We start from the raw sequence: 21500 nt of genomic DNA, 5'->3' as shown, positions 1-21500 counted from the left end.
AATCGTAAGTTGAAGCGATGATAAAATTTAATATTAGTTTTTTCAATAATAGCAGAGTCTTTTAAGATTATTAGGTCTTTTAAGACTCTTTTTCATAGGTTTTAAAATTGAATTCCTAGATAATGTGAATTTTTTCTTACAACTACAATCAAATGATAATTATTATCAAAAAATAATTGACAAAAATAAAAGCTGGGGCTATACTATAAATAGTTAGGCATACCTAACTTCTAATTATATTTAATTTATTGGAGGAAATATGAAATTAAAAAAAATATTAATGGTCCTAGCTATGCTTATTATTGCTAGTTCATGTTCAAAAAACGAAAAGAAAGTAGAATCTGAAGGTGCTAATGAAGATAGTGGCAAGAAGGTAGTTACCGTTACAACCTCTTTCTTGTATGATATGGTTTATAACTTAGTTGGGGATAAGGTTGACAGGGAACTTATAATTCCTGCTGGCGAAGACCCACATCTTTATACCGCAAAACCACAAGATTTAGAAAAAATTAAGAAGGCTGATCTTCTTTTATACCATGGTCTTCACTTTGAGGGCAAGATGGTTGATGTTTTAGAGAAGAGTGGTTCTGCAGTTGCCAGAACTTTCAAAAAAGAAGATATTGGTGAAATGGAACAAGATGGAGAAGTTGTAGTTGACCCACACTTTTGGTTTTCTATAAAACTCTACAAGGAAGCGACAAAAAATGCTGCAGAAGATCTAGAAAAACTTCTTCCTGAAGAAAAAGATAATATTGAGAAAAACCTAGAAGCTTATCTTGCTAAGCTTGATGAACTTGATAAGGAAAATAAGGAAAAAATCAACTCTATTCCAGAAGCTAGTAGGTATTTGATTACCCCACACGATGCCTTCAATTATTTTTCAAGGGCTTATAATATTCCTGTAAAGGCTCCACAAGGTGTGTCTACAGATAGCGAAGTTGCCAACAAGGATATTGAAGATACTGTAAACTTTATTGTAGAAAACAAAATCAAGGCCATTTTTGCAGAATCAACAACTGACCCAATGAGGATGGAAAAATTAAAGGAAGCTGTTAAGGCTAAGGGTTTTGATGTAAGAGTTGTATCAGGTGAGGGCAAAGAACTTTTCTCAGATTCTCTAGCACCAGTTGGTCAAGCCGGTGACACATATATTGATATGTACAAGCATAATGTTGACTTGATTGTAGAAAACTTGAAATAGGTGGAATTTTGAAGGATGTAATCATAAAAGTAGAGGATATGACTATAGCTTATGCAGATAAGCCAGTCCTCTGGGATAATGATATAGATATAATAAATAATTCAATAACAGCGATTATAGGCCCTAATGGGGCTGGCAAATCTACTTTGATCAAGGGAATCCTAAATTTACAGAAAAAATTATCAGGATCTGTGACTATCATGGGCAAGTCCTTTGACGAGGTTAAGAAAAAAATTGCCTATATACCACAAACTGCCTCAGTAAATTGGGATTTTCCTACAACTGTTTTAGATGTTGTTCTAATGGGTAGGTATGTCCACCTTGGTTGGCTCAAAAGACCGACCAAGGAAGACTACGGCCTTGCTAGAAAAGCCTTAGAAAAAATTGGCATGCAAGACTTTGAAGACAGGCAAATTTCAGAACTCTCAGGTGGTCAAAGACAAAGAGTTTTCATAGCTAGGGCCATTTGCCAAGATGCAGACATATATTTTATGGATGAGCCTCTTGCAGGTGTGGATAAGGTGACAGAAAAAATTATTTTTGATTTTATGAAAGATTCTCAAAATAAGGGAAAAACTTCAATAGTTGTCCACCATGACCTTAATACTATAGAAAAATATTTTGACCATATAGTGATTTTAAATAAAAAAGTCATTGCCCAAGGTCCAGTAAGCGAGGCATTTACTAAAGAAAATGTCGACAAGGCCTTTGTGAGGTAAGCTTATGGAGATTTTTAGAAATTATTCTTTTATAATAGTAGCCCTTGGTACAGTAATTCTTGCCATGGCCACAGGCATAATTGGATCTATAAGTGTATTAAAGGGCAAGTCATTGATAGGAGATGCTATTGGCCACTCTACTTATCCTGGTATTGTAATTGCCTTTATGCTATCAATGGAAAAATCTCCACTTGTTCTTTTGCTTGGAGCGGCTATTGCTGGAGCTATTTCATTTTTCCTGATAGATATGATAGCAAATAACTCTAAAATTGACCTCGATGCGACTTTAGCTATTGTATTATCGACCTTTTTTGGACTAGGTATGGTTTTAAAATCCTATATCCAAGGAAATCCTACTTACGCTGGTGTTTCTCAATCTGGCCTAAAAAACTATATTTTTGGTCAGGCCTCATATATTATGAAAAATGATGTTAAGATAATTTTTATAGTATCAATTTTTTCAATATTGCTTTTATTAACTTTTTATAAAGAAATAAAGGTCTATGTATTTGATGAAGTTTATGCAAAAACAATCGGCATAAAACCTGGCATAATGAACACAGTAATACTCCTTGCAACCATGCTTTTAATCACAACTGGTCTTAAGCTTGTTGGGGCGATTTTGATTTCATCCATGCTCATAGTGCCAGCAATTACAGCCCTTCAATGGACTGATAAATTCAATGTAATGCTAACAATTGCAGGCATTTGTGGTGGGGTATCAGCCTTTATAGGCACCTATATTTCAACAGCCTATGATGGAATGAGTACAGGATCTACAATTATTTTGATAATGAGCTTTATTTCCCTAGTGTCTATGTTAATCGGCCCTAGAGGGATTAGAAAACAGCTTGGGAGGAAAAAATATGCTTGATTTTTTAAGGTATTCTTTTATATCTAATTATCAAACCTTGTTGGTTCTTCTCGTCACAGCTATTGCTTGTTCTCTAATTGGAGTATTCCTAGTTTTAAGAAGGCTATCAATGCTTGCCGATGCAATTAGCCATTCAATTCTTTTGGGAATTGTCCTAGCCTATTTCATAGTTAAGGATATTACTTCAGTCTACCTAGTATTTGGAGCGGCGATTTTTGGGATAATAACAGTTTTATCCATAGAATCTTTGTCCAAAACCAAACTTGTAAAAAATGATGATGCAGTGGGAATTGTATTTCCAATGTTTTTTGCCCTGGCAGTTATACTTATTACAAAGTATGCGAGAAATGTCCATCTAGATGTGGATGTTGTCTTAATGGGTGAGGTAATCATGGCGCCTTTGAATACTATGAATTTCTTAGGCTATGAGATACCAAAGTCTCTCTTGCAAATGTCTGTGATTGGGCTAGTAAATTTAACCTTTATAGTCGTATTCTTTAAAGAACTAAAACTAACTACTTTTGATTCGGAATTTGCAAAAATTGCAGGATTTTCAGAAGTGTTATTGTTTTATGCCCTCATGACCCTAACATCATTTACAACAGTAGTTGCCTTTGAGGCAGTAGGGGCAATTTTAGTAATATCTTTCTTGATTGCTCCAGCAGCGAGTGCATATCTGATAAGCAAAAATCTCAGAACTATGATTATAATTTCAGTTTTCTATGCTATAATAAATTCTATACTTGGATTTGTTTTAGCCATGTATTATAATTTGTCTATGTCGGGTATGTCTGCAACTATAGCTGGTATAACTTTTCTTTTAACATTTTTATTTAATAAAAATGGATTTTTGATGAAAATGTTGACCCGAAAGAAAAATCATAGGGAATTTAAAAAAGATGCCTTTTTGATGCATGTTGGTAATCATCACGGCCAAGTAGATGCAAGTGAAGAGTTGGGCTTGTCGACAATTTATAAGCACTTATCATGGAAAAAAGAAGATATTGAAAAATATAGTCAAATCCTTATATCCGAAAATAAGATTGAGGTTGATGGAGGTATTTATAAACTAACTGAAAAGGGTAGAATCTTATATGTAAGTTTAATAAAAGATTACGGACTATGAGGTATAAGATGAACTCTATTAGGCAAGACTACATTCAAGCTATCTACAGACTTTCAAAAGACAAGGGCTATACTAGCAACAAAAATATATCTGATTACTTTTCTATAAGTAGACCATCTGTTAGTGAAATGATCAAAAAACTTGTGGATGATGGCCTAGTAATTCAGGAAAAAAACAAGATTTACCTAAGCAACTTGGGAGATAGGGAAGCCAAAGAAATTCTTTCTAAACATAGGATTTGGGAATGCTTCCTAGTGGATGTCCTAGGTCTAAGTGGAGAAGTTGTCCATGACCAATCGGATTTGTTAGAACATGTGACAAGCGATGAAATGTTCGCCGCTTTAAATAAGTTCCTAGCTTATCCAACAATATCCCCAAAAGGGAAAAGAATTTATACTAACGAAAATAAGTGAAATTTTTTAAAAATTAAAATTTAAAAGCCAAGTTCAAATTCAAATTCGAATTAAATTCTCCTAAGATTTTGACTTGGCTTTTTTATTTGCTTTCATCCCCCAAATTTCTTAATTTATCAATTTGTTCTTCTTGGCCTGGGACTATTAAAACGTCGCCAATTTTAAATGTGTAGGAACCGTGTGGGTTGAAAATCATTTTTCCATCTTCAAATTTTTTGATAGCTAGGACTATTAGGCCAGTTTTGTTTGGGATTTGTGCTTCTATTAGGTTTTTATTTTCTAGGTATGAACCACTTTTGACTATTACTTCCTCAAGGTCAAGCTCAACATCACCGACTTTTGTGACTACGTCTAAGAACGAAATAATGTTTGGTTTGATCACGAGAGAAGCCATTCTTTTGCCGCTTATCTCTGTGGCTGATAGGGTCTTATTGGCACCAACTTTCATTAGCTTATCACTGCCTGACTTTGTTATGGAGTTTGAAATAATGTATATATCCTTGTTCATATTCCTTGCAGTTAAGACTGTAACAATATTATCAACTTCAGTTTCTAGGGTGGAAATTAGGCCTTTGGCTTTCATGATTCCAGCGTGTTCGAGGACATTTTCTTCTGTGGATTGGCCTTCTATTACCAAAATATCGTGGTGGCTATAATCATCCAAGTCTTCACGATTATTTGTAATGACAACAAAGTCTAACTTTTCTTTTATAAATTTATCTATAATTACTTCTGCAAGCTCGCCTGAACCACAAATTATGTAATGATCACTTAGAGCTGATATTTTTTTATCCATCTTGCTTCCCTTCCATAAGTCGCCAAGTTTTCCTTCTACAAACATCGCTACAACAGTCGTAAAGGTGTAACCAACTATACCAACACCTAAAAAAATCATAAAAACTGAAAATAGTTCAGATGCATCGCTAGTTGCGCCTACTTCACCAAAACCAACTGTAGATATGGTTATCACAGTCATGTAGAGGGCATCAACAAAGTCTACTTTTAATAAAAACATATAGCCAAGGACGCCAACAACTAGCAAAAGTACAAAGGCTACGAAAATTAATTTGAGTTTTCTTTTTTCTTCCATACCCAGCTCCTTCTTGACTTGATTATAGTATATTTTGAAAGAAAAAGCTATACCTACTTTTTGATAGGGTATAATTTATATATATTTAGGAGGTTAGGTTATGGAAAAATTAAAAGAAAAGTTGCCTTACTTATTGATAAATATTGGAATATTTTATTTATTGCCAACCCTTATGAAAGATACTGGATCTGCTATGATAATATTGTTAATCTTGATGCCTTTAGGTTGTTTTTTAACATCCTTAGCTTATGGTGTGAAAAATTCATTTTCTTGGCTTTATCCAATTTTTGTGATGCTTATATTTCTACCAAGTATATTTATTTATTATAATGAAAGTGCCATGATTTATGTATTTGCTTATGGATTTATTTCTCTTCTAGGATCCTTTGTTGGGGATAGAGTTTTTAGGAAAATTTAGAAAAAACTAGATATATAGATAATTCGGGAATTTTAATTAATAAAAGGAGTAAATATTGAAAGTCAAAAAAAGGACTTTATTATTGATAGCTGGCATAGTGTGGCTAATCGCGGGTTTTAATGTGGCAAGACTTGGGATTTTGTCTTTTGGTTTGATTGATAAGAATTGGTATTTGTATATTTTAACTATTTTGATCTTCATTATTTTTGGACTTATGTTTTTTAAGATGAGCGAAAAACACACCAAAAGGATCCTATCCTATGAAGATAAAAGACCATTTTGGAATTTTTTCGACTTAAAATCTTATTTGATTATGGTCTTTATGATGTCTATGGGTATTGGACTTCGTGCAAGTGGGAAAATATCTGAGTTTTTTATAGGATTTTTCTACACAGGACTTGGTTTTGCACTGGCACTGGCTGGAGTAGTTTTTATTTATAATTATATTTTTATAAAAAATTGAAATAATGGGACCAAGATATGAAATATTTTATAAAAGAATACTTCAAGTATTCTGATTGTAAATATAAAATATCTCATAAAAAGAGCAAGCGAATTGGGATGCGTATTAGATTATGACCAAGAAAGGGATTTTGGGATTAGATAAATGACTATAGAAAAAACCAGACAATTTTATAAAGATTTTGATGACATTTGTGATTGTGCTTATTGCAGAAATTATATTAAAGAGATAAGAAAATCTTACCTAGAATTGGCAGCCTACTTTGATAAGCTAGGAGTCGACATAGAAAAGCCTTTTGAAACTATGCCAGGAGAGATTGTTGGTGGCTTCATTGAATATTTGGGAGCCCAGTATATTATTATTGGAAATAAGGACGATTTTAGAAAAGTAAAGCTAGGAGAAGTCACAATTGACCTTGCCAAATCTTTCCCAGAACCTGGTATAGATAGAGATTACTATGTGATAGAAATTTACCCAATAAAATTAAAGTGGACAATAGAAGGAGAAATATGAAAAAAATTTATAAAGAATTTAAAGAAATTACAGGTCAATATGTAGATGAAATACCAGGCCAGGATCGTTTTGCCTATGGAACATCTGATATGGATGATTTTTTCGAGATTGAAGACATCATAAAACATGATGGGTCTTATAAAGGATCTGTAATAAGATTTTATGACTATCAAACAAGAAAAATTTACCTCCCATTTGAACAAAAAGAAAATATTAGCTATGGAAGGCCGATATTTATTGACGGGATTTTTTATATTTTGCAAGTAGACTTTAATGAGGGATTTGCAAATATTTATAAATATTATCCAGGACAAATCCTGGAAAAAGTTTTTGACTACAAAATCAAAGACTTATCAACCTATAATCTTGAGCTCATAGGAAATAACCTCCACCTAATAAGCCAAGACTCTGAGAGCCTAGAAATTTACTATCCTTACAGCAAAACTCTAAGCCTAGAAGCAAACGAATCGGTAATTTTGATAGACGATGACAAGGTCTATATAAATCGTTGGATAGAAGAAGGCTGGGATGACGAAAAGAATATAGCAAGTGAAGATTATTCTTATTATGATAAGCTAATTATAAAAGATTTTAATTCTAATATTATCGAAGAAAGGATTGGCAACCTCTACCAAAGACATGACGGGACTTGGTGGCTTGCTTAGAAGAATGATTAATGATTCTAAGAGATTATACAAAGTGAAAGAGTGCGATTTGGGCTATGAAAATAATAAATCCTTTAGGGGAATATTTTAAAATTGATATTATTTAAGGAGAAGAAATGATTTTATATTTTTCTGGGACTGGAAATAGTGAGTATCTTGCAAAATCTTTGGCAAGTGAACTTGAGGACGAGGTGGTAGATTTATTTTATTATATAAAAGAGGGCAGACCTGGTGTTTTTGAATCTGATAGTCCCTTCATCCTTGTTTCTCCAACTTATTCTTGGAGGGTTCCGATATTTTTATCAAAATATTTGCTGACTTGTGATTTTAAAGGAAGCAGGGATTTTTATGCGGTGATGAATTATGGAGATTCTTGCGGAAATGCCTATGATTACATAAAGGAAGATATCGACAAGCTAGGTCTTAATTTCATGGGACTTTATGGAATGAAAATGCCTGAGAATTATATCATGCTTTTTGATCTTGATAATCCAGAAACAAACAAGAAAATAATCGCAAAAGCTAAAAGTAAGATTAGCAATATTGCTAAATACATAAAAAACAAGGAAGAATTTCCAAAAAGGAAAGTTGGTATAGTCGGTAAATTTCAATCAGCAATCATTAATCCCATATTTTTCAAATATATCACAAAAGATAAGAAATTTTATGCGACAGATAAATGTATTTCATGCGGCCTTTGCCAGAAAGTTTGCGTTTTAAATAATATTTCTTATAAGGATGGAAGGCCAGTTTGGAATGGGTCTTGTACCCATTGTGTAGCCTGCATATCAAAATGTCCTGTTGGAGCAATTGAATACGGCAAAAAGACAAGGGGTAAGGAAAGATATTTGCTGGATAAAACAATGGGATAAGAAATGAAGGGACAATGGAAAAACACAATATAAAATGATGAACGGGCAGATTGAGGATTTTCCTTAATTTGCTTTTTAAATGAAATAATTTTAAAAGAAAGTTTTTTATAAGAAGAATAGGGTAGGAATATAGGAGAATAGAAAGAAAGGATTATTATGAGAAAAGAAATTAAAAGAGAATGGGATTTTGAACTTTATTTTAAACCAGATTGTCCATTTTGCCTTAAGGTTTTAAACTTCTTTAAGGAAAATGACATTATCAAATTTCCATCATACAATACTGAAGATGTGAATTGTGGATATGAAAACCAAGATAAGCTAATTGCAGTGGGAGGCAAGGTCCAAGTGCCTTGTATGGTAATAGATGGCAAGGCCATGTATGAATCAGACGATATCATTGCTTACGCCAAAGAAAACTTCCTAGAAAAAGCTAAGGAAAACAAGGCTAATAGACAAGAAGTTTTAAAAAGCGAATAAAAAATGGTGAGCTAGGGAGAATTTCTCATAGCTCATCATTTTTTTTCTATATTTAGTTTTGGGACTCTTCTATTTTTAATTTTTTGCCTGCGACTTTTTTGTTGTTCATAGTCCTTATACATTCATAAACCACACTTTTTTCCACATCCACAAAACTATAAGATTTTTGAATCCTGATTTGACCAATTTTTTTATTTGGTACATGGGCCAGTCTATTTAGGGCATTTATTATCTTATCCTTGGTGAAATTGTCCATCTTGCCCCTGTTTAAAAAGAGGGTTGTCATGTTTTCGTCCTTATATTTGCTAGGTTTTTTCTTAGGAGATTTAGGTTTCTCCTTTGGAGTGTCAACACCAGCTATTTTTTCGTGGTGATCTAGATTGTCTTTATTTAGCTTATCTGACAAGAGGACTTGGGAAATAACAAAGGGATCGTAACCTTTTTCCATTAACCTAATGAGAATTGATTTTTCTTTTTCAAGGCTAGTATAATTTTCAAGTTTCTCAATGATGTCTTCAACTACAGCTATTTCTTGGTTTCTATCCATTTGGACTAGGCTTGGGATTTGTGCTTGCTTAATTGTAGCCTTGGTGTATTTTTCAATAGCCTTAAGCCTATCATTATCCCTGCCAGAAATAAGAGAATATGAGAGACCACTCCTGCCAGCACGAGCAGTCCTACCTATCCTATGAACGTAATATTCATCAAGTTGAGGTAGGTCGTAGTTTATTACCATATCAACATCATCTACATCAAGCCCACGTGCAGCAACATCTGTAGCTACCAAAATATCTATGGTATTATTTCTAAATTTTTTCATAACAACATCTCTTTGAGACTGTTTGAGATCGCCGTGAAGTCCATCAACAAGGTAGGCTTTATTGCTTAGGGATTCTACAAGTCTGTCAACTTTTCTTTTGGTATTGCAGAAAATAATGGCAAGTCTTGGTTGGTTGATTTCTAAAAGTCTTCTTAAGGTTTCTTCCTTATCAGTTTCCTTTAATTTTATAAAATATTGGTCAATTTTATTTACAGTTAGTTCTTCTGCCTTAATCTTGATTGTAACAGGATTAGTTTGGTAGATTTTAGAAAATTCTGTAATTTCCTTGCCCATAGTTGCTGAGAAAAAGCAGGTTTGCCTGTCTTCGTTTGTTGCATCTAGGATAAATTTCATGTCATCCCTAAAACCCATGTCAAACATCTCATCGGCTTCGTCAAGGACAACTATCTTGAGATTATCAAGTTTTAAGACCTTCCTTCTCATTAGGTCCATTAGCCTTCCTGGTGTTCCTACAACTATTTCCACACCTTTTTTTAAAGTTTTTATTTGTTTTACAATCTGTGTTCCACCGTAGACTGAAAGGACTTTTATGCCTGTTTTATATTTAGCAAGATTTCCTATTTCTTTTGCAACCTGGATACAAAGTTCTCTTGTAGGGCAAAGAACAAGGGCCTGGGTTAATCCATTTGCTTCGATTTTTTCGATAACTGGGATTCCAAAAGCGGCAGTCTTACCTGTGCCAGTTTGAGCCTGACCAATCACATCTCTTCCATCTAAAAGGGGAGGTATGGTTTCTTCTTGGATTGGTGATGGCGACTTAAATCCCATACTATCTATTGCTTTTAAAATTTCTTCTGATATATATAATTCTTTAAATTCCACTATTTTTTCCTTTACTAATTCAATAAAAAAAGCAGCCGTCATCAGACAACTGCCAAATACTTATATTATTATACCTCTAATTTTTTAAATAGCTCAATTCTATCATAATTAATTGTGGTTGGTCTATTCAAATTTTATAGGATTAGAGTAAACTTTAATTTGTTCACCATCTATGTCTATGGTATTGATTGACTTTCTAATTTTGGTGTTTTTATCTTCAAGCAAGGCTTCCTTAAGGTCTAAGACTGGTTCCACGCAGCAATCAGCATCTTTAAAGATTAGGGTCCATTCATCCCTAGTTTTTTTCTTGAATATTTTTCTTAAAACTTCTTTCTTTTCCTTAAAGTCAGGGCAGACACAGCCTTTCTCAACCCATTCTTCCTTGCCTATTATTTTACAAAATCTTTCGAAAAATTTTGGCTCAAGGCCACCGAAGCTAAGGTATTTGTTATCCTTTGTTTGATAAAAATCATATAGAGATCCGCCGTTTAGGAAATCTTCTTCTCTTTTTGGATTATTTCCACTCATCATTGCACCAACACCAGCCATGGCATTAAAAGGAATTACAGAATCTAGGATTGAAACATCAATGTAGGTTCCAAGTCCTGTTTCATTTCTCTTGTTAAGGGCGGCAAGGATTCCAATAACAGAATTTTGGGCAGATGCTATGTCCGCAATTTGCATGCCGTAGAGGACAGGGCCAGTTTCTTGCCTTCCAGAATAACTCATAAGACCTGAAAGGGCGAGGTAATTTATATCGTGTCCTGCCTTGTCCTTGTATGGGCCATCTTGACCATAGCCAGTCAGACTTAAGTAGATTATATCATCTTGAATTTCTTTTACGTCTTCATAAGCAAGTCCAAAATTAGCCATCACTCCTGGTCTAAATTGTTCGATGATGCAATTATAGCCTTCCTCTTTGATTAATCGGATGATTTCTTTTTTGCCAGCTTCTTCTTTAAGGTTTAGGAAAATTTCTTTTTTCTTGTTGTTTAGCCATGCTCTATTGGCTGAAAGTCCATTTTGTGTTTTTGGTTCAGAATCCAAAACCAAGTCCTTTCTTCCTGGGGCAGAAATTTTCAAAATATGAGCTCCCATTTCTCCTAGCATCCAAGTTGCGTATGGGCCAGGAAGTAGGGTAGTAAAATCAAGTATCTTTAAATTTTCTAATAAATTCATAATATCCTCTTTTCTTTATATTAATAATTTACCCATAAGTTTCATATTTAAAATATGGTAAAATATTATTAGGATATTAGGTCATTTTTTGGAGGATTTATGGAGTACTTCTTAATTTTAATGTTCTTAGGCTTTGCTATTTATAATCTAAGAGCAAGCAAGGAAAAGAAAATCAGAATAGATGTAAGGCCTATTTATAATATTAATTTGGTCTTAGCAGGGATTTTGTATTTAATTTTAGCTTATAAAATGGGGAGAGGAATAGAATCTTTTATTGCAGCAATTTCTGCACTGTTTTATCTTTACACAATAACTTATTGCGAAGGAATTGGGGAAGATGGATTTTATGTCTTACTTGGAAAATCAATCATTAGGAAAATTACTTTTTCTGATATAAGAAATATAAATGTCGATAAGGAAAATTATAAGCTTGAAATTTACGCAGATTCAACAATTTATAAGCAAAAATATAATAAAGAAGATTTCCAAAAAGTACTTAAAATTATAGGAAATTTAGAATAAAAAATCGCCCCAGAAGGAGCGATTCAGAATGTCGACAAAGTATATAAATATACGTCATTCCGACAGAGAATCCATCAGGATTCGACGAGGAATCCCATAAATTATAGGATTCTTCCTCACTTCGTTCGTTTGAATGACATTAGAAAATGACTTTGTCTATAGCTTGAATCGCCCCAGAAGGAGCGATTTTTTTAGTAGGTAAAAATACCTGTTGATATTAAAAATAGGATGAACATGATGACTGGCAAACAGTACTTTGTCATTATGATATAAAGCCCTTTCCTAGTAAATTTCTTGCCGCCATATTCGACTTCATCAATAATCCATTCTGGTTTCATTACCCAACCAATGAAGATTGAAGATAGGAAGGCGATTAGAGGCATCATGAAACTATTTGAAATATAGTCCATTATGTCAAGAAGCTGACCTGTTGATCCATTTGGTAGGGAAACTTCTATATAAAATTTGCTATAGCCAAGGGCAATTACAGCTGTGGCTATTAGGTAAACAGCAGAAAGTACAATAGTGGTTGACTTTCTTTTTGTATTTAAGATTTCTGTTGTGTTTGCAACGATTGACTCTAGCACTGATATGCAAGAGGTAAGGGCTGCAAATGCTGCTAGTATAAAAAATACAAGGCCTATGATCCTGCCAGCAGGTCCCATCTGGAAAAATACCTTAGGGAGGGAAATAAACATAAGTCCTGGTCCTGCAGACATACCTTCAACACCTAAAAATACGTATACAGCAGGAATTATCATTACACCTGCAAGCATGGCAACTGCTGTATCCATGATTTCGATTACAGAAACAGACTTTGCTAGGTCAACTTCTTTTTTTACATAAGATCCATAGGTAATCATGATTCCCATAGATACAGAAAGTGAGAAAAATAGTTGGCTCATGGCATCAAGAGATATTTGTAAAAATCTTCTTATAGTCATTCCAGTAAAATCTGGCTTCAAATAAACTAATAGACCTTCAAGTCCGGTCCTAAGGTCACCATTATCTGTAGTTGACTTTAGGGTTAGTGAGAAAATCGCAATTCCTAATACCATTATCAAAAGAATTGGCATAATAATTTTAGAAACTCTTTCAATTCCTTTTTCAACTCCGCCAAAAACAATCACAGCTGTAAGTACCATGAAGGCTAATGACCAATAAACTGATGAGTTTGATGAAATGAAATTTGAAAAACAAGCATCATCAGCCGCTAGTGTTACCTGGCCGGTTAAAAAATATTTTATGTAATTAAGTATCCAACCGCCAATTACTGCGTAGTAGGTCATGATAATTACTGGTACAAAAAATGTAAATATACCTAAAAATTTCCATTTTGAATTCATAGATTGGTAGGCATAGATTGCACTTTTTCCAGTTTTACGACCTATGGCTAGGTCTGTTGTTAAGAGGGCAAAACCTACTGTAAAAACCATTAGTAAATATATGATAAGGAAGACTCCTCCACCATTTTTGGCTGCAAGATATGGGAAACGCCAAAGGTTACCTACACCTACTGCAGAACCAGCCGCAGCCAAGATAAAACCAAGCTGGCCCGTAAATCCCTTATGTTCTTTCATAATAATTCCTCTTTCATTTATAAATTAATAAGTCTATCATACCACCAAAATTAATAATTAAAACTTTTTTTTAATTTTTTTTCATTATTTTTTGTGGTAAGATATATTTTGAGTGGAGAAAATGTTTGCAAATCGAGTGGGAAAATGAGGTGAATGAATGAAAATTGCTGTGAGTGCATGTTTATTAGGAGAAAATTGTAAATATAATGGTGGGAATAATTACTCATACGAATTAGGGGAAATTCTTGAAAAATATGATGTGATTCCCATATGCCCTGAGGTCATGGGAGGTCTTCCTACACCGAGAACACCAGCTGAGGTTGTAAATGGGGTAGTCTTAACAAAAGAAGGAAGGTCAGTTGATGCTGAATTTAAAAAGGGAGCAGAAATAGCCTTAGACCTTGTGAAAAAATCTGGTGCAGATCTTGTAGTTTTGCAATCGAGGAGTCCGTCTTGTGGTGTGGGGGTAATTTATGATGGGTCCTTTAGTGGGAAATTAATCGAGGGAAATGGAATTTTTGTTAAGACATTAAACAAAGAAGGGATAAAAGCTATTGATGTTGAAGAATTTATAAAAATTTGCCAATAATTTTCCTATTAGATATAATAGGATTAACACGAGGGGTGCTTAGGCTGAGACGAGAAATCGAACTCTTTAACCTGATCTAGTTAGGACTAGCGGAGGGATGTGAAATAGGCAAATTATAGCTCCTTGTGAAGACAAGGAGGTTTTTTATGTCAGAAAAATTTACAGATAGGATTTATCCAAAAATCAAAGGGATTTGGGAGGCTTGCTATAAGCATCCATTTGTTCAAGGCATGGGAGATGGGTCTTTGGACCTCGAAAAATTTAAACATTGGTTAAAGCAAGATTATGTCTATCTTATAGAATATGCTAGATTATTTGCAATTGGCACATCAAAGGCTACAGACCTTACTACAATGAATTCTTTTGCCAAGGGTCTAGACGGAGTTTTATTTGTGGAAATGGACCTTCATAGGGCCTATGCCAAGACTTTCGGTATTCCAGAAGAAGATCTTGAAGCGACAGAACAATCCGCAATCAATACCGCCTACACTTCTTATATGTTAAATAAAGCCCAGGCAGGTGGAGTAGAAAACGTAGCGGCAGCCCTACTTGCCTGTTCATGGTGCTATAATTATATAGGCCTTGAGCTTGCTAAAATACCTGGAGCCTTGGAGGACGAAAATTATGGGTCGTGGATAGAAATGTATTCATCAGATGAATTTACAGACCTAAATGAAAACGCCATGGATCTTATTAATAAGCTTGCCGAAGGCAAACCTGAAAGAGAATTAAAGGTACTTGAAGAAATAGTAGTAAAAACCGGCTTATTTGAATATATGTTTTGGGATATGTGTTACAACCAAGAAACTTGGCCAGAAATTTAAAATAAAATATTAAAAGTTAGAGATACCTGTGAAGTTTAGCTTTGCAGGTATTTTTGATTCCTCTTTGCACATTGTTAAAAAAAGGCTAAAAAGTACAATATTCCTATAATTCATTTATTAGAGTGAAAAACTAAGGAGTTTGTATGCTAAATGACCTAGGTAAGGTTGCTCAAGATACAATTGATGCAATTAATGAGAAAATTCAAAATCTTTCTACTTTGAATATAATTGTTGCAGGGAAAACTGGCGTAGGCAAGTCTACACTAATTAATGCTGTTTTTAAGGACGAACTTGCTGAAACAGGCATGGGTAGGCCTGTAACAAATCATATGAGAAAGATTACAAAAAAAGATATTCCCCTTGTAATCTATGACACTAGGGGTTTTGAGCTGGGTAAGGATGTTCAGGAAGATGTTAAAAAAGAAGTTTTTGACACAATTAACAAGGGACTTGCGACTAAGGATATTAATAAAGCTATTCACTGTATTTGGTATTGCATAAATACAGCTTCAAATAGGATTGAACCAGAGGAGATAGAATGGCTTAGAGAATTATCAAGAGAAAATCATGTCACCCAAGTACCAATAATTGTGGTCCTAACCCAGTCAATTTCAAGAAAAAATGCCGAAAAGATGAGGCAGATGATTTTGGATGAAAATTTAGATATTATCCAAGTAATTCCTGTCCTTGCCAAAGACTATGAGATAGAAGATGTTGGAATTGTAAAATCTTTTGGACTTGAAAAATTGATTGAGGTCATGGGTGAGGCCCTGCCGGATGAACTCCTTGATACTCTTCAGCACGTGCAGATAGCGAGTTTATCCGAAAAAAAGCGTCGAGCCTCTAAGGTCGTAGCCACAGCTGCCCTTGCAGCTACAGGCCAAGGGGCGGCACCAATACCTTTTGCAGATGCAACCTTGTTAATCCCAACCCAGGTGGGAATGATAGCTTCAATTACAGTTATATTTGGGTTTGATGTAAATAAGTCTGTAATCACAGCCCTTTTATCATCGACAATAGGCTCTGGCGGGGCAACCTTACTTGGTAGGGCAGTTGTGGCAAATATTTTAAAACTAGTCCCAGCTGCAGGATCAATTGCCGGCGGAGCAATATCGGCGGCAACAGCAGGTGTAATTACAGCAGCTTTAGGTAGTGCCTACATAGCCTTCATGGAACTTGTCTATAAGGGAGAGATGAACATAGAAGACCTAACTAGCAAGGAAGGAAAGGAAACCATAGCAAATATTTTTAAAGAAAATCTAAAAAATGGTAGAGAAAATCTTATGAAAATTTTGGAGAGGTCTCAAAATAAATAACAAGAAGATTAGAATTTATTTGACTGAGCAATTCGCAAATATAAGAAACATCCTAAATCAAAAGTCTATTAAAAATATAAACAAATTTAAATCGCCTAAAAATTGAGGGCGATTTTTCTTTCTATTAATAGTTATTAACATAGTTTTATTGGGTATAAAAAGTTAGAGGAGTAAGCTTTGCATTATAATATATTCAATAAACTAATAATAAAAACTGATATTGGAGGATCGGACTTAGCTACTAGGCCAGATACAGAAGATAAGCAAGTCTTAGTTATTGATATAGATGGAACTATCTTTGTAAAGTCATTCTCCTATGATAGGAGAAATCTACCGTATTTTTTCCCTATCTTTATAGGAAATATCACAGAAATTCTCTTGGATTCATCTATACCAGATATCCTAGATCCAAATATTTACGGAAAAATAATTAGAAGTGAGTCTGATTATATTTACTTATCTGTGGAATTTAGCCCCGATAGTAAAAGCTATTACTATAGGACTGATGACGAAACAATTAAGGTTGGGGATAAGGTCCTTGTACCGGTGGAAATCACGGCAGGGAAACTATAGCTGAGGTTGTGAATATTGAATATTTTTCTTACGAAAACCTCCCTTTACTTCTAGAAGAAACCAAAGTTGTTATTAGAAAAATAGATAATTAATAAAATTAATCTAATAGATTAAATTTCTTAGTTGATTTTGAATTTTAATCGAGAAAGGAAAGAAGAATGAGAGAAAAAATTGCGATTCAAGATACTTATGGTCAAAGGTTTCAGTATTGTTGGGGATGTGGACCAAAAAACGAAGAGGGTTTACACCTAAAATCTTACCCAAGTGAAGATGGAAAAGAAGTAATAACTAAGGTTAGGCCTGGAAAGGCTTTTACAGGTGGAGTCCCAAATAATTTATTTGGAGGAATGATAGCCATGATTTTTGACTGCCATGGCACAGCTAGTGCTGCATTTTTCAAGCACTGTGCCAAGGGACTTGACCTTTCTGAAGATACTATTATCGAAAGATTTATCACAGCCCACCTAGAAGTGGATTTTAAAAAGCCAACTCCAATGGATGAGGAAGTTGAAGTTGTCGCAAGCCTTGAAGAATTAGGTGAGAGGAAGGCTATTGTAAATATGGTTTTAACTTGCAAGGGAGAAGTCAGGGCCAAGGCCAAGATGGTGGCTGTAGCAGTTAAGGATAATATGTAGGTTATTATGAAGTTTGAGAAATGTTGCTCAGATAGAAATACGAAAAAATATCAGATTTACCACATGCCAAGGCCAAAAGATTGGGATAAGGACGTGATGGATGCTATTCAAATGTTGTTGTGGTATATACCAAATATCGATTCTGTCCAATCTTTCAGCGATAATCTAATTAGGAGCAAGGCTTTTGAAAATTTGACCTTCGATTATGTATTAGACTGCCTTGGAATGAGTAAAAAAGATGTTTTATTTATAAAACCTGGTGGAGAAATTTTTGATGAATATTGGGATTATTATCAGGGAGAAATATGCACCTCTTGCCAAAAGATAATAATAGTTAGGCAAAAATCCAAAACAAAGACCGAAGATTTACTTAGGTGCATTAGAAATGCTGTTGCCCACGGTGATTTTACTGTAGTTGGAGATATGTTTGTCGGTTTTAACGAACACAAGGGTGAAAAAAAGGCCATAATTAAGATAAGACCTAGAAACTTAATTCGTGCTCTAAGCAACATTTCAATTCAAAGTGAATATAACAAAGCAAAATTAATAGATGCAAATCTTAGGAAAAATGGTTTTAACACTCAGGTTGAGCCTAAAATTGTCGATAAGGAAACTAAGAGAATTTATTATTTGGATATATTGGCAGAAAAAGATGGGCTAAAATATATAGTCGAGATTAAGGATATTAGCTATAAGACTTATTTAAGCCTTGGTGAATTCGAGAGAATCTTAGCAAGTATAGAAAAATATAGAAAGGCTCTAGACGATAGAAACACAAAGTTGGTGCTGGTGATAGATGAGGCAAGATTAACAAAGGATTGTTGGGAAATAGCGGGAAAATACGATGGCTTGATAGTCCTTGACTTAAATAGACTCATAGATATGCCAGAGACAGTTATGGATATATTTGTTTAATAAGAAAAAAGTCTTTAGACATTAATTTGTTTGAAGACTTTATTTTTTACAAAAAGCCTTGCATGATTTTTACAATATGGTACTATAAATGTAACACAAATAGTACTATAAATGTAACAGATTTTAAGGAGAAATTTATGATAAGTTTTGCAATAGCCGCTTATTTTATATTGTTAGTCACAATGTTTTTTGTAGAAGTACCAAATTATTTGCCGATAATAATAGGCTTAGGAGTATTTTTTTACATTTCTTTTTATTATTTTAAAAACGAAGGTGGTAAGGTGCAAAAATATTACACCTTGAAGACATTTTTATTAAGTGCTTTAATATCGATTATTATAGTTTTGAGCTTAGGTGTAGTTCAATCGCTAACAATAGGATATGACCCAAGTGAGGTATTAGATCCAAAGGTCTTTAAGCTATATGTAACTTTATGTATTTTTGTAATTTATACCTTAATTGCAAGGATAAAATATGTTAAAGATTTATAGATAAGAAAAGGAGTGGTTTTTGCTTGGATGTAGTAATAGAAAATAGGATTAGAGAATTTAGGAAGGAAATGGGACTTTCCCAAAACGCCTTGGCAAAAATGGTAGGACTTAAAAGGAGATCTATAATGGCTTATGAAAGTAACACCATAAGCCCAACCCTAGAGACAGCCTACAAAATTTGCAAGGTTTTTGATAAAGATATTAAGGAAGTATTTATATTTAAATAGGAGAAAATATGGGATTATTATTTAACACCAGCGATGATATGGACAAAAAAGTAAGGGAAAAATTTGGAGACGATAAGTCTTATTTAATAGTTTTTAAGCACAATAGTCCGGCTAAGGATATTAGCAAATGGTTTTTAATCGGCGGCCTTTACTATACAATGGATTCATCAAGGACCTTCATTTTATACTTTGACCCTAAAGGAGTCTATGAATCAGAGATTTCAAACACAGATAAAAAAGATTTTCTCTTTATGGCTTGGAATGAAATAGAAGACTTTGAACTAGTAGAGGGAAATAAAAAAATACTTAAAATTAACCACCTAGGTAAACTCTACCAATACGAAGTAGAGCTTAATGGTAGGTTATTTAAAAACAATTATAAGAACCTGACCGAACTTATAGAAAATAATTGGTATAGGATTGATTAATAAAGTCTGGATAATATATGAAAATAATTGAGGCAAACAAATACAATAAAAAAGACTTTGTTGATGGCCTATGTCTTGTAAAATACTTTCCAGCCTATAGATTATCCCTTCCTTGGTATGAAGATAAGGAAACGGTAAAAATGGTTGATAATTCTGAAATGTCTTACGACCTAAATCAGCTAGAAAAAATGTATGAATATTTAAATAAAAATGGAACTTTGTTTTATATTGCCTATAAAAATAGACTAATAGGAGACTGTGCAATTTTTGATGACAATATGGTAGCTATAGTGATTTCAAAAGAATATAGGGGAAGGAAAATAGGAAGCAAGGTTTTGGATATGTTGATATCCTTGGCTAAGGAAACAGACTTGCCATACCTAAAGGCAGAAATCTATGATTTTAACCAAGTTTCACAAAGATTATTTAAAAGTCATGATTTTGAAAAAATCGGCAAAGAAATGTATAAATTAGATTTAAAATGAAATCTTAAAAATAAAAAATCGTCCAAAGACATTTAGACTCAAATCTTGAGCTGAATATCCTGGACGATTTTAATTATACTAATTTTAATTATTTTCTTTTAGACTAAATTCTAACAAAACAGGGTTGTGGTCGCTGTTTACGAAGCCCAATGCTTGGCCTTTTACGGATTTTATTTCTACATTATCTGTTACTAAAAATCCGTCTATAATACACTCATAAGAGTCATTTGGGTCGTAAGGCTTGTGGTTTAGTCTTGATGAGTGGTTAGATTCATCAAAAATTGGTTTGATTTTGTCTGTTAGGTAATCGTATGGGAAAGGTGATGGGTTCCAAATGCCTTCTGGTACATTTGCTACATAATCTTTTCTTAATTCTTGGTTAAGATCACCACCGACTATTAAATAATTTCCCTTGTTGTATTCTTCTGTCATAAAGGCGATTATTTGTTTTGTTTGGGCAAGTCTGCCGCTTGAGCCGGATTCGTAGGCATCAAGGTGGACATTTACCAATACTAGGTATTTATCGGATCCTTCTATAGGAAGGTAGGAGGCGTTGAAGCCTCTTTTGAGGTTGGCTAGCCTTACTGGCCATTTGTGTGGGATTGGCTGTTGGTACCTGTAAGATGATTCTATGGCAAATTTGGAATTGGTATATATTCCGGAATTTACCTTACCCATTGGTGGAATAGGAAATGGTACGAAGTTCACTTTGTAATTATAGGCGAAGGTTGACGCACCATAAAATTCTTTGTCAAAATATCCTACTTCATTTATATGGTAGGTCCTTTTAGAATCAGAATCTACTTCTTGTAATAAGACTAAATCAGGGTTTATATCCTTTATCTCTTTTGTAATACCTGCTAGGGCGTTTTCGACGTGGTCTTTTGATATAGGATTTACCATCTTGCCGCCATCCATAAAGAAATCTGTATCCTTGTCCAAACCGCCGTAGCCAATGTTCCAGCTTAGGGCTTTATATGTTTCATTCATTTTTATTTTATCTTCAGATGAACCGGCTATAGCGACTTCCTCTATGTCTTTTGGCTTATATTCGGTTGCCATGAGATATGCTAGTAGGCATAAAAAGGCAATTATCAATAAGAGTATTAAATAAACTATAATTTTCATAACTTTTTTCATAAATACCTCACATTCTTATGTTAAGGATAACATTAATAAGCATTAAAGTAAATAGTTTTATAATATTTATAGTGTAGTAAAATATTTATATAAAGGGGAGAT

27 protein-coding genes and 1 riboswitch are annotated in these 21500 nt (G+C 33.8%); of the genes, 22 read left to right on the top strand and 5 right to left on the bottom strand.

All coding sequences use genetic code 11. The features are described from left to right. Positions 1–259 precede the first annotated feature (259 nt). Genes J2Z38_RS03115 through J2Z38_RS03095 form a run of 5 tightly spaced genes read left to right on the top strand, consistent with a single transcriptional unit; the run spans position 260 to position 4333 of the window. Positions 260–1201 (top strand): metal ABC transporter solute-binding protein, Zn/Mn family, encoded by a 942-nt coding sequence (locus tag J2Z38_RS03115; RefSeq protein WP_209772327.1) that lies wholly within the window; start codon positions 260–262, stop codon positions 1199–1201. 8 nt (positions 1202–1209) lie between these two features. After that, positions 1210–1920: a metal ABC transporter ATP-binding protein gene (locus tag J2Z38_RS03110; RefSeq protein ID WP_209772324.1), complete on the top strand. Its 711-nt coding sequence runs from the start codon at positions 1210–1212 to the stop codon at positions 1918–1920. A gap of 4 nt (positions 1921–1924) precedes the next feature. Continuing rightward, entirely contained in the window at positions 1925–2794 is an 870-nt protein-coding gene (locus tag J2Z38_RS03105) for a metal ABC transporter permease (RefSeq protein WP_209772321.1), read from the top strand. After that, on the top strand, positions 2787–3920 hold the full coding sequence (locus J2Z38_RS03100; protein ID WP_209772318.1) for a metal ABC transporter permease: 1134 nt from the start codon (positions 2787–2789) through the stop codon (positions 3918–3920). Before J2Z38_RS03105 ends, J2Z38_RS03100 begins: the two co-directional genes overlap by 8 nt. An 8-nt stretch (positions 3921–3928) precedes the next feature. Continuing rightward, positions 3929–4333, top strand: coding sequence for a metal-dependent transcriptional regulator (locus J2Z38_RS03095; RefSeq protein WP_209772315.1), 405 nt, complete (start codon positions 3929–3931; stop codon positions 4331–4333). An 82-nt stretch (positions 4334–4415) separates the two neighbouring features. Here J2Z38_RS03095 and J2Z38_RS03090 read toward each other — a convergent pair whose 3' ends face one another. Further along, entirely contained in the window at positions 4416–5423 is a 1008-nt protein-coding gene (locus tag J2Z38_RS03090) for a potassium channel family protein (protein ID WP_209772311.1), read from the bottom strand. A 100-nt stretch (positions 5424–5523) separates the two neighbouring features. On the opposite strand from J2Z38_RS03090, the gene J2Z38_RS03085 reads away from it, so the two are divergent. From J2Z38_RS03085 to J2Z38_RS03060, 6 genes are all read left to right on the top strand, one after another. Continuing rightward, positions 5524–5841, top strand: coding sequence for a hypothetical protein (locus J2Z38_RS03085; RefSeq protein ID WP_209772308.1), 318 nt, complete (start codon positions 5524–5526; stop codon positions 5839–5841). 55 nt (positions 5842–5896) lie between these two features. Continuing rightward, positions 5897–6304 carry a hypothetical protein gene (locus J2Z38_RS03080; protein ID WP_209772305.1) on the top strand — a complete coding sequence of 136 codons (408 nt, stop codon included), beginning with the start codon at positions 5897–5899 and terminating at the stop codon, positions 6302–6304. A gap of 144 nt (positions 6305–6448) precedes the next feature. After that, positions 6449–6817 (top strand): hypothetical protein, encoded by a 369-nt coding sequence (locus tag J2Z38_RS03075; RefSeq protein ID WP_209772303.1) that lies wholly within the window; start codon positions 6449–6451, stop codon positions 6815–6817. Next, positions 6814–7482 carry a hypothetical protein gene (locus J2Z38_RS03070; RefSeq protein ID WP_209772299.1) on the top strand — a complete coding sequence of 223 codons (669 nt, stop codon included), beginning with the start codon at positions 6814–6816 and terminating at the stop codon, positions 7480–7482. Before J2Z38_RS03075 ends, J2Z38_RS03070 begins: the two co-directional genes overlap by 4 nt. A gap of 116 nt (positions 7483–7598) precedes the next feature. Then, a complete protein-coding gene (locus J2Z38_RS03065; protein ID WP_209772296.1) occupies positions 7599–8354 on the top strand; it encodes an EFR1 family ferrodoxin in 756 nt (251 codons plus the stop codon). Positions 8355–8510: 156 nt separating this feature from the next. Continuing rightward, positions 8511–8831, top strand: coding sequence for a glutaredoxin family protein (locus tag J2Z38_RS03060; RefSeq protein ID WP_209772293.1), 321 nt, complete (start codon positions 8511–8513; stop codon positions 8829–8831). 52 nt (positions 8832–8883) lie between these two features. On the opposite strand, the gene J2Z38_RS03055 is transcribed toward J2Z38_RS03060, so the two are convergent. Both J2Z38_RS03055 and J2Z38_RS03050 read right to left on the bottom strand, forming a co-directional pair. Continuing rightward, positions 8884–10494 carry a DEAD/DEAH box helicase gene (locus tag J2Z38_RS03055; protein ID WP_225304599.1) on the bottom strand — a complete coding sequence of 537 codons (1611 nt, stop codon included), beginning with the start codon at positions 10492–10494 and terminating at the stop codon, positions 8884–8886. A 123-nt stretch (positions 10495–10617) separates the two neighbouring features. Next, positions 10618–11673: a CaiB/BaiF CoA transferase family protein gene (locus J2Z38_RS03050; protein WP_209772288.1), complete on the bottom strand. Its 1056-nt coding sequence runs from the start codon at positions 11671–11673 to the stop codon at positions 10618–10620. 99 nt (positions 11674–11772) lie between these two features. Here J2Z38_RS03050 and J2Z38_RS03045 point away from each other — a divergent pair, with 99 nt between their 5' ends. Then, the gene (locus J2Z38_RS03045) at positions 11773–12195 is read left to right on the top strand and encodes a hypothetical protein (RefSeq protein WP_209772286.1); all 423 of its coding nucleotides are present in this window, start codon (positions 11773–11775) and stop codon (positions 12193–12195) included. Between the two features lie 191 nt (positions 12196–12386). On the opposite strand, the gene J2Z38_RS03040 is transcribed toward J2Z38_RS03045, so the two are convergent. Further along, positions 12387–13775 (bottom strand): sodium-dependent transporter, encoded by a 1389-nt coding sequence (locus J2Z38_RS03040; RefSeq protein ID WP_209772284.1) that lies wholly within the window; start codon positions 13773–13775, stop codon positions 12387–12389. A 157-nt stretch (positions 13776–13932) separates the two neighbouring features. On the opposite strand from J2Z38_RS03040, the gene J2Z38_RS03035 reads away from it, so the two are divergent. The 10 genes from J2Z38_RS03035 (at position 13933) to J2Z38_RS02990 (ending at position 20258) form a co-directional block, all read left to right on the top strand. After that, positions 13933–14364 carry a 2-thiouracil desulfurase family protein gene (locus J2Z38_RS03035; RefSeq protein ID WP_209772281.1) on the top strand — a complete coding sequence of 144 codons (432 nt, stop codon included), beginning with the start codon at positions 13933–13935 and terminating at the stop codon, positions 14362–14364. 21 nt (positions 14365–14385) lie between these two features. Further along, a riboswitch (TPP riboswitch) is annotated at positions 14386–14479 on the top strand. Positions 14480–14510: 31 nt separating this feature from the next. After that, complete coding sequence (gene tenA, locus J2Z38_RS03030) at positions 14511–15188, top strand: thiaminase II (RefSeq protein WP_209772266.1); 678 nt, start codon at positions 14511–14513, stop codon at positions 15186–15188. 143 nt (positions 15189–15331) lie between these two features. Next, the gene (locus tag J2Z38_RS03025) at positions 15332–16504 is read left to right on the top strand and encodes a YcjF family protein (RefSeq protein ID WP_209772262.1); all 1173 of its coding nucleotides are present in this window, start codon (positions 15332–15334) and stop codon (positions 16502–16504) included. Positions 16505–16681: 177 nt separating this feature from the next. After that, positions 16682–17077 (top strand): hypothetical protein, encoded by a 396-nt coding sequence (locus tag J2Z38_RS03020; protein WP_209772258.1) that lies wholly within the window; start codon positions 16682–16684, stop codon positions 17075–17077. Positions 17078–17235: 158 nt separating this feature from the next. Further along, positions 17236–17712 (top strand): hotdog domain-containing protein, encoded by a 477-nt coding sequence (locus tag J2Z38_RS03015; protein WP_209772256.1) that lies wholly within the window; start codon positions 17236–17238, stop codon positions 17710–17712. A gap of 6 nt (positions 17713–17718) precedes the next feature. Next, positions 17719–18627 carry a hypothetical protein gene (locus J2Z38_RS03010; protein ID WP_209772253.1) on the top strand — a complete coding sequence of 303 codons (909 nt, stop codon included), beginning with the start codon at positions 17719–17721 and terminating at the stop codon, positions 18625–18627. A gap of 137 nt (positions 18628–18764) precedes the next feature. Beyond that, positions 18765–19118 carry a hypothetical protein gene (locus J2Z38_RS03005; RefSeq protein ID WP_209772251.1) on the top strand — a complete coding sequence of 118 codons (354 nt, stop codon included), beginning with the start codon at positions 18765–18767 and terminating at the stop codon, positions 19116–19118. Between the two features lie 23 nt (positions 19119–19141). Then, positions 19142–19345, top strand: a complete 204-nt coding sequence (locus J2Z38_RS03000; protein WP_209772249.1) for a helix-turn-helix transcriptional regulator — start codon at positions 19142–19144, stop codon at positions 19343–19345. 8 nt (positions 19346–19353) lie between these two features. After that, on the top strand, positions 19354–19773 hold the full coding sequence (locus tag J2Z38_RS02995; RefSeq protein ID WP_209772247.1) for a histidine kinase: 420 nt from the start codon (positions 19354–19356) through the stop codon (positions 19771–19773). A gap of 17 nt (positions 19774–19790) precedes the next feature. Next, positions 19791–20258 (top strand): GNAT family N-acetyltransferase, encoded by a 468-nt coding sequence (locus J2Z38_RS02990; RefSeq protein WP_209772245.1) that lies wholly within the window; start codon positions 19791–19793, stop codon positions 20256–20258. 84 nt (positions 20259–20342) lie between these two features. Here J2Z38_RS02990 and J2Z38_RS02985 read toward each other — a convergent pair whose 3' ends face one another. Next, complete coding sequence (locus J2Z38_RS02985) at positions 20343–21398, bottom strand: endonuclease/exonuclease/phosphatase family protein (protein WP_209772243.1); 1056 nt, start codon at positions 21396–21398, stop codon at positions 20343–20345. Positions 21399–21500 lie beyond the last annotated feature (102 nt).

Source organism: Anaerococcus degeneri, from assembly GCF_017874475.1.
GTDB lineage: Bacteria > Bacillota > Clostridia > Tissierellales > Peptoniphilaceae > Anaerococcus > Anaerococcus degeneri.
Note: the sequence above shows the minus strand (reverse complement) of the source record. Positions and strands in the feature narration are given on the sequence as shown.

Bases quoted from the DNA above. Each gene is read 5' to 3' on its own strand.
- J2Z38_RS03115 (WP_209772327.1), top strand. From the start codon at position 260: ATGAAATTAAAAAAAATATTAATGGTCCTAGCTATGCTTATTATTGCT.
- J2Z38_RS03105 (WP_209772321.1), top strand. From the start codon at position 1,925: ATGGAGATTTTTAGAAATTATTCTTTTATAATAGTAGCCCTTGGTACA.
- J2Z38_RS03100 (WP_209772318.1), top strand. From the start codon at position 2,787: ATGCTTGATTTTTTAAGGTATTCTTTTATATCTAATTATCAAACCTTG.
- J2Z38_RS03095 (WP_209772315.1), top strand. From the start codon at position 3,929: ATGAACTCTATTAGGCAAGACTACATTCAAGCTATCTACAGACTTTCA.
- J2Z38_RS03090 (WP_209772311.1), bottom strand. From the start codon at position 5,423: ATGGAAGAAAAAAGAAAACTCAAATTAATTTTCGTAGCCTTTGTACTT.
- J2Z38_RS03085 (WP_209772308.1), top strand. From the start codon at position 5,524: ATGGAAAAATTAAAAGAAAAGTTGCCTTACTTATTGATAAATATTGGA.
- J2Z38_RS03075 (WP_209772303.1), top strand. From the start codon at position 6,449: ATGACTATAGAAAAAACCAGACAATTTTATAAAGATTTTGATGACATT.
- J2Z38_RS03070 (WP_209772299.1), top strand. From the start codon at position 6,814: ATGAAAAAAATTTATAAAGAATTTAAAGAAATTACAGGTCAATATGTA.
- J2Z38_RS03065 (WP_209772296.1), top strand. From the start codon at position 7,599: ATGATTTTATATTTTTCTGGGACTGGAAATAGTGAGTATCTTGCAAAA.
- J2Z38_RS03060 (WP_209772293.1), top strand. From the start codon at position 8,511: ATGAGAAAAGAAATTAAAAGAGAATGGGATTTTGAACTTTATTTTAAA.
- J2Z38_RS03050 (WP_209772288.1), bottom strand. From the start codon at position 11,673: ATGAATTTATTAGAAAATTTAAAGATACTTGATTTTACTACCCTACTT.
- J2Z38_RS03045 (WP_209772286.1), top strand. From the start codon at position 11,773: ATGGAGTACTTCTTAATTTTAATGTTCTTAGGCTTTGCTATTTATAAT.
- J2Z38_RS03040 (WP_209772284.1), bottom strand. From the start codon at position 13,775: ATGAAAGAACATAAGGGATTTACGGGCCAGCTTGGTTTTATCTTGGCT.
- J2Z38_RS03035 (WP_209772281.1), top strand. From the start codon at position 13,933: ATGAAAATTGCTGTGAGTGCATGTTTATTAGGAGAAAATTGTAAATAT.
- tenA (WP_209772266.1), top strand. From the start codon at position 14,511: ATGTCAGAAAAATTTACAGATAGGATTTATCCAAAAATCAAAGGGATT.
- J2Z38_RS03025 (WP_209772262.1), top strand. From the start codon at position 15,332: ATGCTAAATGACCTAGGTAAGGTTGCTCAAGATACAATTGATGCAATT.
- J2Z38_RS03015 (WP_209772256.1), top strand. From the start codon at position 17,236: ATGAGAGAAAAAATTGCGATTCAAGATACTTATGGTCAAAGGTTTCAG.
- J2Z38_RS03010 (WP_209772253.1), top strand. From the start codon at position 17,719: ATGAAGTTTGAGAAATGTTGCTCAGATAGAAATACGAAAAAATATCAG.
- J2Z38_RS03005 (WP_209772251.1), top strand. From the start codon at position 18,765: ATGATAAGTTTTGCAATAGCCGCTTATTTTATATTGTTAGTCACAATG.
- J2Z38_RS02995 (WP_209772247.1), top strand. From the start codon at position 19,354: ATGGGATTATTATTTAACACCAGCGATGATATGGACAAAAAAGTAAGG.
- J2Z38_RS02990 (WP_209772245.1), top strand. From the start codon at position 19,791: ATGAAAATAATTGAGGCAAACAAATACAATAAAAAAGACTTTGTTGAT.
- J2Z38_RS02985 (WP_209772243.1), bottom strand. From the start codon at position 21,398: ATGAAAAAAGTTATGAAAATTATAGTTTATTTAATACTCTTATTGATA.